The organism is Thermomonas sp., assembly GCF_020850895.1.
Lineage (GTDB): Bacteria > Pseudomonadota > Gammaproteobacteria > Xanthomonadales > Xanthomonadaceae > Thermomonas.
Map to the genome: position 1 here is coordinate 1 of NZ_JADZDS010000086.1, position 10903 is coordinate 10903.

Below are 10903 nucleotides of genomic sequence, written 5' to 3' on the forward strand. Positions count from 1 at the left end.
GGATCAGGACGTGGCGGTGATCGGCGGCGGCAACACCGCGGTCGAAGAAGCACTGTACCTGTCCAACATCGCCCGCAAGGTCTACCTGGTCCATCGCCGCGACACCCTGCGCGCGGAAAAGATCATGCAGGACAAGCTGTTCGCCAAGGTCGAAGCCGGCAAGATCGAACCGGTCTGGCACCACGTCGTGGACGAAGTGCTGGGCGATGATTCCGGCGTCACCGGCATGCGGCTGACCTCGGTGCAAGACGGCAGCAGCCGCGCCATCGACGTGCAGGGGTTCTTCGTCGCCATCGGCCACAGCCCGAACACCGACCTGTTCAAGGGCCAGCTTGCGATGAAGAACGGGTACCTGACCATCCGCACCGGCCTCGAAGGTGGTGCCACCCAGACCAGCGTGGAAGGCGTGTTCGCGGCGGGTGACGTCGCCGACCAGATCTATCGGCAGGCAATCACCAGCGCCGGCTTTGGTTGCATGGCCGCGCTGGATGCGGAGAAATATCTCGACGAAGGGCACTGAAACGCGGCATCGTCCCTGGAGATGCGCCTGAATCTGTACGCCTTGGGGCCGGACCCACACGCCCCATTCCCGCCGGTCGAGCAGGCACTGGACGACCCGGACGGGCTGCTTGCGGTGGGTGGCGATCTGTCGCCAACGCGCTTCCTGAATGCCTACCGCAGCGGCATCTTTCCCTGGTATTCCGAGGGTGAGCCGATCCTGTGGTGGAGCCCAGCGCGGCGCGCCGTGTTTCGCAGCGACGGCGTGCACCTGTCGCAACGCCTGCGTCGGCGCTTGCGCCACAGCGGCTGGACGGTGCGCGCCGACACCGATTTCGCCGCCGTGGTACGCGGCTGCATGGCGCCGCGCCCCGGGCAGGACGGCACCTGGATCACCGCCGGCATGTTCGATGCCTATCTCGAAATGCACCGCCTCGGCCACGCCCACAGCATCGAAGTCTTCGACGGCAAGGCGCTCACCGGCGGCCTGCTTGGACTGGGCATCGGCCGGATGTTCTGCGGCGACAGCATGTTCTCGGCGGGTTCCGGCGCCTCTTCACTGGCACTGGCGGCGCTGGCGTGGCGACTGCACGATTGGGGCTGGCCGCTGATCGACGCTCAGATCCCCAACGCCCACACCCAGCGCTTGGGCGTGGAGGTCTGGCCGCGCGAGCGCTACCTAGCCGCGCTTGTCGATGCCCGCAACCAGCCGGGCCTGACCGGATCATGGACCGAAGCGTTCGGCGAATTCCCGGCGGAAAAACTGGCCTGAAGCCAGCAACAAGACGTGGTCGGATGTCCTTGCGTGAGAAATCAAGGGGGAGGCCCCGGTCGCAGGCCGGCGCCGGAGGACATTCTCTCGCAAGGGCATCCGACCATGTCTCCGCGCAGACGCAAGGCAACCCTGGCCGCAGGCCGCTACCGGATGACATTCGCGTTCAAGGGCATCCTTCCCTGTCTTCGCGTCTTGCTGGCGTCAGACAACCCTGCTTTGCGCACAGCCCTTCAACGTGCCAAAATGCCGGACTTTGGGACCGCATTCGCGGCGCCCGGTTGCGCACTCCGCTCATGGCGAAAGACGACGTCATCGAATTCGAAGGCACCATTTCCGAAACCCTCCCGAACACCATGTTCCGGGTGACGCTCGAGAACGGCCACGAAATCATCGCCCACATCTCCGGGCGCATGCGCAAGAATTACATCCGCATCCTGACCGGCGACAAGGTCAAGGTCGAGATGACGCCCTACGATCTGACCAAGGGTCGGATCACCTACCGGCACCGCTGAACCGACGCGGCGGCATCGCCCGTCCATCCAGGCAAACGCCCCGTCCGGGGCGTTTTGCATTTTCGCGCGGCGTTGACGCGCATCAGTGCGAGCATGGCGGGGTTGCCTCGACACTGACGACTGCATTCGTCCCTCTTCCGGAGCCTCGCACATGGCCATCCGCTACCCCGGCATCTCGTCCGATATCCTCGACGCCATCGGCGACACGCCCCTGCTCGACATCGACGGCGTGTTCGCCAAATGCGAATTCCTCAATCCCTCGGGTTCGATCAAGGCGCGGATCGCCAAATACATCATCGAGCGCGCCGAAAAGGAAGGCCTGATCCATCCCGGCGACACCATCGTGGAAGCCACCAGCGGCAACACCGGCAACGCGTTCTCGATGGTCGCCGCGGTCAAGGGCTACCGGATGATCGTGGTGATGCCCGAAGGCCTGTCCAGCGAGCGCGTCGCCATTTCGCGCGCGTTCGGCGCCGAGGTGCTGTTCTGCGGCACCTTCCACGTCAACGCCGCGCTGGAACGCGCCCGCGAGCTGGGCCGCCAGCCCGGCTTCTTCTTTCCCGGCCAGTTCGAGAACGAGTGGAACGTGGAGGAAAACCGCAGCTGGCTCGGGCAGGAGATCCTGTCCCAACTCGGCGGCCGGATCCCCGATGCCTTCGTCCACGGCGTCGGCACCGGCGGCACCCTGATCGGCGTCGGCCAGGCCCTGCGCGCGGTCAACCCGAACGTGCGCCTGTTCGCGATGGAGCCGTCCGAATCACGCACCATCCTGTGCGGTGAAGTCGCGCTGCACCAGATCGAAGGTATCTCCGACGGTTTCATCCCCGGCATCTTCGCCCGCCACCGCGAGCTGGTGGGCAACAACACCATCAGCGTGTCCAGCGAGGACGCGATCGCCCAGATGCGCAAGCTGGCCAGCACCCGCGGCCTGCTGTGCGGCCCCAGCTCCGGCGCCCACCTGCTGGCCGCACAGCAGATCCGCCAGCAACATCCCGAGCTCAAGACCGTGGTGACGATCTTCGATGACGAGGGCGAAAAATACCTGCATGATTTCTACATGCCCCAATCCGGCCAGCCGCCGCTGCCGTTCCACTGAGGCCCAACCGATGCTGCTCCTCGATGCCCTCAGCCCGGCGCCGCGCTGCCTGCGCATGTTCCTCTTGGAAAAGGGATTGGTTCTGCCCAGCCGGCAAATCGACGTATTCAGTGGCGAAAACCGGCAACCGTCCTGCCTCGCCCACAACCCGGCCGGGCAAACCCCGGCCCTGCTGCTCGACGACGGCACCTGCCTCGCCGAGTCGGTGGCGATCATGGAGTACCTCGAAGAATTGCACCCCGCGCCGGCGCTGATCGGCAGCACGCCGCAGCAGCGCGCCTTGACTCGGCAATGGCAGCGCCGGGCCGAACTGAACATCACCGAGAACATCCACAACGCGTATCACTACGCCGAGGGCCTGCCGCGCTTCGAGTCGCGGATCCCGGTGGCGCCAGAGGCGGCCGATGGCCTCAAACGCGTTGCGCAGGATCGCATACGCTGGCTCGATGGCATGCTCGGCGGTCACACGTGGTTGGCCGGACCGCAGTTCAGCATCGCCGACATCTGGCTCTATGTCTGGCTGGACTTCGCCGAATCGATGGGCCAGCCATTCGACCACAGCCTGCCACGGCTCGGCCCCTGGTTCGAGCGCGTGGCGGCACGGCCCGCCGCCGTCGCCAGTTTGCATCCCGGCTGCAAGCCCGGTGGCGTGCGGGGATAGGCGGAATCCTACAAGCGCGACGTCCTCATCAACGGCATCCGTTCCCATGGAATGGCGTGCTTGCGATCCGAGTTCAAGAACACGCTTGTCCTGTTTTCAGGACAATGAATCGCTTTCGTGCATATTTATTTCACTTACAGCAATACCTACCTTCTGCGAAAGGCACACTCCCGTGCCCCTCATGGAAGCACTTCATGGACGCCACTCTCGAACGTCCCCTCAAGTCTGTCCTGTCCGTGACCCACGCACCCGCCCGGCATTGGGTCGGAGACGGCTTCCCGGTGCATGGCATGTTCAATTACAACGGCCCGAACGTGGCGTCGCGCAGCCCCTTCCTCCTGCTCGACTACGCGGCACCGACGGAATTCCCGCCGACCCGGCAGCGGCGAGGGGTTGGCGTGCATCCGCACCGCGGATTCGAAACCGTCACCATCGTGTATGACGGCGAAGTCGAACACCGTGATTCAACCGGGGCTGGCGGCGTGATCCGTGCCGGTGATGTGCAGTGGATGACCGCTGCTGGCGGCATCCTCCACGAGGAGTTCCATTCATCCGACTACGCCATGCGCGGCGGACCGTTCGAAATGGTGCAGCTCTGGGTCAACCTTCCAGCGCGGGACAAGCTGGGTGCGCCCCGGTACCAAGGCATCACCGATGCCCGGATCCCATCCATCGCGTTGCCCAACGGAGCCGGCACGGTGCGCGTGATTGCAGGATGCTTCGATGGCATTCACGGACCAGCGCACAGCCATACGCCCATGCATGTGCTGGACATCCGCCTGTCGCCAGGCGCCAAGCTGGATTTACCGCAGCCGGACGGGTGGAACACCCTGCTTCTGATGTTGGATGGCAGCATCACGATCCATGGCGAAACGCTGTTGCAGAATTCAGAAATGGCCACCCTCTCTGCCGAAGGCGAGAGCTTGGTCATCGAGGCCCAAGGCAAGGCCAAACTGCTCTTGCTGTCAGGCGAGCCAATCGACGAGCCCGTGGTGGGCTATGGTCCGTTCGTGATGAACACCCGGCAGGAAATCGAACAGGCCATCGTGGACTACAACAACGGACGGTTTGGCAGGATGGCCGTGCTGGACTGATCAGGGCAGTCCCCGCGTGGCGGACATGCGCCGCGATTATCCAACGAAGATTGCCCTCGCTGCCGCCAGCACACTGCCATCGGCGACCATCGCCACCGCCGCCGCCACCTCACCATCCAGCGCACGGTCGCGCTCCAGGTAAGGAATGCGCGCGCGGATCGCGGCGTGCGCCGCTGCCACCGCCCTGCCCGGCCGGAATTCGTCAGCCTGCGCCAACTGTGCGCGCAGGGCATCGACCTCGACGAGAAAGCCCGCACGCTCCGCCGAACTCGGCAACGGCCCCCCGGCGACCTTGGCTGCAAACGCCTCGGCGTCGACACGCACCGCAAGCTCACGCGCCGCGTTGATCATGTCCTGCCGCAAATCCAGCGCCTGCGCAGCGGTGTAGAGCTCCAAGCCCAACACCTTGCCCAGGTCCTGCACCATTGCCAGTACGTGGCGCGCTTCGTTGGCGCCCATCGACACATGGTCTTCGGCATTGGCGCTGGTCGGCACCGAATAGACCGACGCAGGCATCGCACGGCTGGCCAGATCGTTGACGATCGCCGCAGCGGTGTACTGCACGATCATGTGCCCGGACTCAGTGCCATCTTCGTTGCCGATCAAGAATGCCGGCAGCCCATCATTGGTGGCCGGGTCGACCAGCTTGTTCAGGCGCCGCTCGCTGATCGATGCCAGCACCGGGATGGCGGCCTTCACATAGCTCATCGCCAGCGCCAGCGGCATGCCGTGGAAGTGCCCGGCGGAGATGACCTGCTCTTCCACATGCTTGGCATCGGTCTTGTCGGGGAACACGATGGGGTTGTCGGTCAACGCATTGAGCTCGATATCCAGCACGCGCTTGGCCTGCTCCAGCGCATCACGCACCGCACCGTGCACCTGCGGGATGCAGCGCAGCGAATAGCTGTCCTGCGGCTGATGCTTCTTGCCACCACGGAACGGCAGGAAGCGCTGATAGAACTTCTCGCGGCCATGGCGCTGCGAGAACGCCACCCAATCCCAACCAATGTCGAAGCCCAGCGTCTGCGCCGCCGACGTGTCCCAACTCTCGGGCTGCCAGTTTCGGAACTTTGGCACCAGGTGATAGGCGATATCCGACAAGGTGGAGCCATCCAGCAGGCGACGCAGATTGCCTGCCACCTGCACCTGCCCCGGATGCGGACGCAGCGCGTGCACTTCCGGTGCAAACGCACCCAAGCGGCCGGCGAAGGCATCAATCGTCATCGCCGCCGCCAGATCAGCGGTATCCAGCAAGTCTTCCAGCTGTTGCAGCGCCAGCACGCCAGTGGCCAACATCTGCGCGGTGCCGTTGTTCAGCGCCAAGCCTTCCTTGTAGGACAGTTCGACCGGCTTGAGATTCTTCTTCGCCAGCGCATCCGCGCCGGGCATGCGCACGCCATCGACAAAGGCTTCGCCGCCGCCCAGCAACACGATGGCCAGATGCGACAGCGGCGCAAGATCGCCGGAGGCGCCCACCGAGCCCAACTGCGGCACCACCGGCACGATACCGGCATTGAGCATGTCGGCCAGCGCTTGCAGCGTTTGCACGCGAATGCCGGAATGCCCGCGCAACAAGGTATTGATGCGGATGCACAGCATCGCCCGCACCACCTCCGCCGCGAACGGCTCGCCCACGCAGACCGCATGGGTGACGATCAGATTGCGTTGCAATTCGATATGCGGCGGCACCGCAGACTTGGCCGCACCCGGCAGCTGGTCACGCAGGCGATGCGCACCCAGAAGCTTGTCTGCATTGCTGCCAAAGCCAGTGGACACGCCGTAGATCGGCTCCTGCTTATCCACCTGCGCGGCCAGAAACTCAGCCGCACGCGCCACCCGCACCAGTGCGGCCTCATCCAGTGCCACCTGCGCACCACGCGCCACCGCGACCAGCTGCGCACGCTGCAGCGACAGGCCATCCAACTTCACGACATCAGACATCAGGCATTCCCCGCTGCGCTGCGCAGCTGTTCGCGTTCCACCAACAGCGCCGCGGACAGCTCGGCCTCCGTCACCTCGAACTGCTCGCCCCGCCGCAGGTCCTTCACCGTCACCACGTTGCGTGCGGCTTCGTCTTCGCCACGCATCACGACAAAACGAATTCCCGCCTTGTCGGCATACTGCAATTGCTTGGCCAGTTTGCGCGGTTCCAGCTGCGTCTCCACGTTCAGGCCCGCGGAACGCAAACGCTGCGACTGTGCCAGCGCATGCTCCAGGCCCGCCTCATCCAGCAGCGCCACCAGCACATCCACCGAACTCTCCGCGGTCGCCACAAGCCCGGCATCTTTCAGCTGGAAGAACAGCCGGGTCAGGCCGATGGAAATGCCCACGCCCGGCAGTTTCGATTTGGTGTAGTGGCCAGCGAGGTTTTCGTAGCGCCCGCCCGAGCAGATCGAACCAATCTGTGGGTAGGCATCCAGCGTGGTCTCGTAGACCACGCCGGTGTAGTAGTCGAGCCCGCGCGCGATCGACAGGTTCAGTGCATAGCGCGACTCAGCCACACCCAGTGCCTTGAGTTGATTCAGGATCGCGCGCAATTCGTCACGCCCTTCGTCCAACAAGGCCGTGCCCGCACCCAACGCATCGAGCTTGGCCAGCGCGTCAGCGTGCCCGGTGGAGCGCACCTGCGAAAACGCCATCAGCGTGTCGATCACGTCAGGGGCAAGACCGAAGCCGTCGCCCGCCAAGGTCGCACGCACCGCATTCGCACCGCGCTTGTCGAGCTTGTCCAGCTCACGCAACACCAGCATCTGCGCCTCGCCTTCGATGCCCAGGCCTTCGAAATAGCCGCGCAGCAGCTTGCGATGGTTGAGCTGGATGGTGAACTCGCCGATGGCCAGGCGCTCGAACACGGCCGCGATCACCGCCGGCACTTCGGCATCGAAACGCGGCGACAAGGCATCCTTGCCGATCACGTCGATGTCGCATTGGTAGAACTCACGGAAACGCCCGCGCTGGGCGCGTTCACCGCGATACACCCGCTGCATCTGATAACGCCGGAACGGAAAAGCCAACTCGTGCTCGTGCTCTGCAACGTAGCGCGCCAGCGGCACGGTGAGATCGAAGCGCAGCGCCAATTCCGGCAGGCCATCGGTAGCCCGCTCCAAGGCACCGGTGGATTGCAGGAAGTACACCTGCCGTTCGGTCTCGCCACCGGACTTGGTCAGCAGCACATCGGTCAACTCCATCACCGGCGTCTCCACCGGCAGGAACCCGAACTGTTCGAAGGTATGGCGAATGGTGTCCAGCATGCGCTGGAACGCGATCTGGTCGCGGGGCAACAGTTCCATCACCCCAGGCGGGGTACGAGGCTTGATCAAGGGAACACTCCGACGCCGACCTGAAACCGGCAGTTTACCGGGCATCATCGAATATGCGTCACCCCACTTGCCGCGGTGTCACCCGCCCCGTAAAATGCGCGGCTCACCTCGGGGTGTAGCTCAGCCTGGTAGAGCGCTACGTTCGGGACGTAGAAGTCGCAGGTTCAAATCCTGTCTCCCCGACCAATGATTGATCGAAAAATCAATGATTTATGACGGAACCGGCCACGCGCCGGTTTTTTCATGTCCACCGTCCAAGCCAGCGTGCACGCATGGAGTGGCCTGGGCTGTGGAATCTGGCTACATCGGCACGACGTCAACCTGGAAGCCGTCTTGGCGCAGGCGTGCGATCAACCCATTCGGTCCCATCAAATGCAAGGCACCCACCGCAACCAGGGTGGACTGCTCGCGATACAAGGCCTCGATTGTGCCGATCCAGCGTTCATTGCGGTCCTCCAGCAGGCATAGGCGCGATCTCTGCTCGATCTGCTTTGCCGCGTCCCCGAGTCCTTCCATGCGATCGACGTCGGCGAACCATGCGCCTAAATCGCGCGCCTTGTAGGCGGCCATCGCCTCGGCGGAATCCAACTGCAGATACAGCGGGTTGCGCAGTCGTTCCACAAGCACGCGGGCATGCTCATCCGGTGGCACGCAATCAAGCGCCCGCAGCTGATCTTCCAGTGTCTCCAGATGCACGAGTCGCTTGCCCATCCCTCCGGCGATCCGCTGCAGTCGCACATCCGAGCTGCTGTCGCCCCCCTGCTCGCCCCGCTCTTCCAGCAGCGCAAGCACCATCCATGGCCGCATTCGCTGCAGGTCCTTGGGCTTCACATCAGGGAGAAGTTGATTCGCCTTGGCCATGGCCTCGGCGCCGATCATGCCTGACAGTGGCTTGCGCACCGGGAGCCATCGGTAGTTGTCCAGTCGTGCGTCCCAGTGGGAATCGACGTTCGCCTCATTGGCGAACACCGTGACCCCGCTCAGGATTTGCCCGAGCTTGCCGTAATCGAGCCCCTGCTCCTCCGGCGTCCCGAAATGGATGGTTCCGAACAGGTAACTGACTTGCGCTGGCGATGCCGATCGATTCGAAGCGGATCCCGCAACATTCGCCATCGCCGGGGCGGTGATTCGGAACAGGATTCCGCGATCCATGCCCGACTCCGCGTGCGTGGCCGCATCCGTGGCCACCTTGGCGGGAACGCCACGGGTGACATCCTGCGCAACCGGCTCCCGGGATTGCGTCTCCTCGGGCAGCGCCTGCGTGCTTCGCACCACTTGTGCCGCACTCCCGCCGTGCAGGCTTCGCGTCACATCCTGCGGCGCTTGCTGGCCAGATTGGGCGAACGCCATCGTGACCACGCACGCGAGCAACATCGGGGTCAGCCGCAGCGACACCCTGCTCAAACGCAAGCGCGGTACGATATTGCTTGGTGTTTGGTCCGGCTGGAGCACTTCAGTCATCCTCACCCGCCTCCTGGCGAGCGAACCACGCAGCTCATCCCGATCGACTGTTTCCGCACGCTGATCAACAGTCCGGGATTTCGCCAGCGCCTGAAAAGAGAAAGCCGGCCACGCCGACCTCGAATGGGGTCGACGCGACCGGTTGCTCCCGCCCTCCCCGGGCTCTGCACCCAGCCCGCCTGCTGACGGCAGTGATGATTCTCTGCCGGCAGGCGGGCCATCCGATTTCAACGGCCAGTCGCGATGATTTCGACCCGCCGGTTCTGCGCGCTGTCCGGATTGCGCGTGTTGATCAGTTCGCTCTCGCCCTTCCCTTCTGCCACCAATCGATCTGCGGCGATGCCATGTGCAACGAGATAGGCGCGGACTGCTTCTGCACGACGCTCGGACAGCGCACGGTTGTAGACTGCAGAGCCCTTGGCATCGGTATGACCGACCACGGTGAAGCGCCTGTCCTCCAGCTGCGGAGACGCCAGCGCCGTTGCCAAGGTGGCCATGGTCTGCTGCGAACTCGCCGAGATCTGATCCGAATTGAATTCGAAATTGATCGTCATGTCGGTTGAAGCACGACTCCGTGACCGCGCCACGCGTGCACGATTCGGACGACTCGCCGTTGCCCTCGACCGAGGGGCCGCCGCTGCCGAAGGCGCGGGCGCCGGAGAAGCATCGGGAGCCGCAGACGGGGCGGTCGTGGCCATCGACGCTGCCCCCGGGCGCAGCGCACGGGTCGCTTCATCCGAGTTCTGGTTGTCGTTGGACTTCAAGGCGTTGACGATCGAATCCACGGTCGGTTCGGCGCTTTGGGCGAACGCACCTCCCGATGCCGCAAGAATGGCGACAGCCAGCACACCGCGAATCAACATCCTGAATTTCATTTTGCAATCCTCCTGACGCCGTAGCCGGTTGGCTACAAGGTTGAATCCGCTCCACTCCATCGGCGTTGAGTGGTTCACGCAGCGCAAATCCACCATAAACCAAGACTTGCCCTAGAAGAACCAGCCTCTCCTGAGCCCGGTTCTTGGTCGCCGCCGGCCACTGCCTTTGGCGCGCTCTTGACATGACATTACGATTTTGACGTCACGAACCGGCCACAGCGACAGTCCATTGGGCTGATCAAACGTCCAGGCAGCGAACCGATTTTCGGGTCATCGGCAGATCGAAACCCCCTATTCAATCAGACGTAACAACCTGATTTCCATGGATTTGCCTGCGAACAAACAAGCCGCCTGGAGACGCGACAAGCACCATCGGATGAATACGCTGGCCAGTCAGCGAAGATTCAAGGATGCAGGCATGCCTGCCAGCAGGGCCAGCGATGACGCGTGCCTGAAAGGGACCCAGGCACGCGCCGAAGTTCAAGGGTTCACCCCCGTTTTCACGGACACTTACAAGAAGGCCGATCGAGGCCATGAGGAGTGTTCATGTCAATGCGAAGGAAGTTCAGTGAGGAGTTCAAGCGTGGCGCGGTTGAGCAGGCCAGCCGGCC

The 10903-nt window shown here is 63.8% G+C and carries 10 protein-coding genes and 1 tRNA gene; 7 read left to right on the top strand and 4 right to left on the bottom strand.

The features are described from left to right. From IT472_RS08195 to IT472_RS08220, 6 genes are all read left to right on the top strand, one after another. Positions 1 to 520, top strand: a 520-nt coding sequence (locus IT472_RS08195) for an FAD-dependent oxidoreductase (RefSeq protein WP_297180741.1), incomplete at its 5' end; no start/stop codon positions are given. Positions 521 to 541: 21 nt separating this feature from the next. Beyond that, positions 542 to 1270: a leucyl/phenylalanyl-tRNA--protein transferase gene (gene aat / locus IT472_RS08200; RefSeq protein ID WP_297180743.1), complete on the top strand. Its 729-nt coding sequence runs from the start codon at positions 542 to 544 to the stop codon at positions 1268 to 1270. A 296-nt stretch (positions 1271 to 1566) separates the two neighbouring features. Next, entirely contained in the window at positions 1567 to 1785 is a 219-nt protein-coding gene (gene infA / locus IT472_RS08205; protein ID WP_297174849.1) for a translation initiation factor IF-1, read from the top strand. 151 nt (positions 1786 to 1936) lie between these two features. After that, positions 1937 to 2881 carry a cysteine synthase family protein gene (locus tag IT472_RS08210; protein ID WP_297180744.1) on the top strand — a complete coding sequence of 315 codons (945 nt, stop codon included), beginning with the start codon at positions 1937 to 1939 and terminating at the stop codon, positions 2879 to 2881. Positions 2882 to 2891: 10 nt separating this feature from the next. Continuing rightward, on the top strand, positions 2892 to 3542 hold the full coding sequence (locus IT472_RS08215) for a glutathione S-transferase family protein (RefSeq protein ID WP_297180746.1): 651 nt from the start codon (positions 2892 to 2894) through the stop codon (positions 3540 to 3542). A 194-nt stretch (positions 3543 to 3736) separates the two neighbouring features. Beyond that, positions 3737 to 4636 carry a pirin family protein gene (locus IT472_RS08220; protein ID WP_297180748.1) on the top strand — a complete coding sequence of 300 codons (900 nt, stop codon included), beginning with the start codon at positions 3737 to 3739 and terminating at the stop codon, positions 4634 to 4636. A gap of 36 nt (positions 4637 to 4672) precedes the next feature. On the opposite strand, the gene IT472_RS08225 is transcribed toward IT472_RS08220, so the two are convergent. Then, positions 4673 to 6577 (bottom strand): aromatic amino acid ammonia-lyase, encoded by a 1905-nt coding sequence (locus tag IT472_RS08225; RefSeq protein WP_297180750.1) that lies wholly within the window; start codon positions 6575 to 6577, stop codon positions 4673 to 4675. Continuing rightward, complete coding sequence (gene hisS, locus IT472_RS08230; RefSeq protein WP_297180752.1) at positions 6577 to 7956, bottom strand: histidine--tRNA ligase; 1380 nt, start codon at positions 7954 to 7956, stop codon at positions 6577 to 6579. Before hisS ends, IT472_RS08225 begins: the two co-directional genes overlap by 1 nt. Positions 7957 to 8065: 109 nt before the next feature. Here hisS and IT472_RS08235 point away from each other — a divergent pair. Further along, positions 8066 to 8142 (top strand) — tRNA-Pro (locus IT472_RS08235). 114 nt (positions 8143 to 8256) lie between these two features. Here the strand turns inward: IT472_RS08235 and IT472_RS08240 are convergent. Both IT472_RS08240 and IT472_RS08245 read right to left on the bottom strand, forming a co-directional pair. Further along, positions 8257 to 9417 (bottom strand): TraB/GumN family protein, encoded by a 1161-nt coding sequence (locus IT472_RS08240; RefSeq protein ID WP_297180754.1) that lies wholly within the window; start codon positions 9415 to 9417, stop codon positions 8257 to 8259. 227 nt (positions 9418 to 9644) lie between these two features. After that, on the bottom strand, positions 9645 to 9971 hold the full coding sequence (locus IT472_RS08245) for an OmpA family protein (protein ID WP_297180756.1): 327 nt from the start codon (positions 9969 to 9971) through the stop codon (positions 9645 to 9647). Between the last annotated feature and the right edge of the window lie 932 nt (positions 9972 to 10903).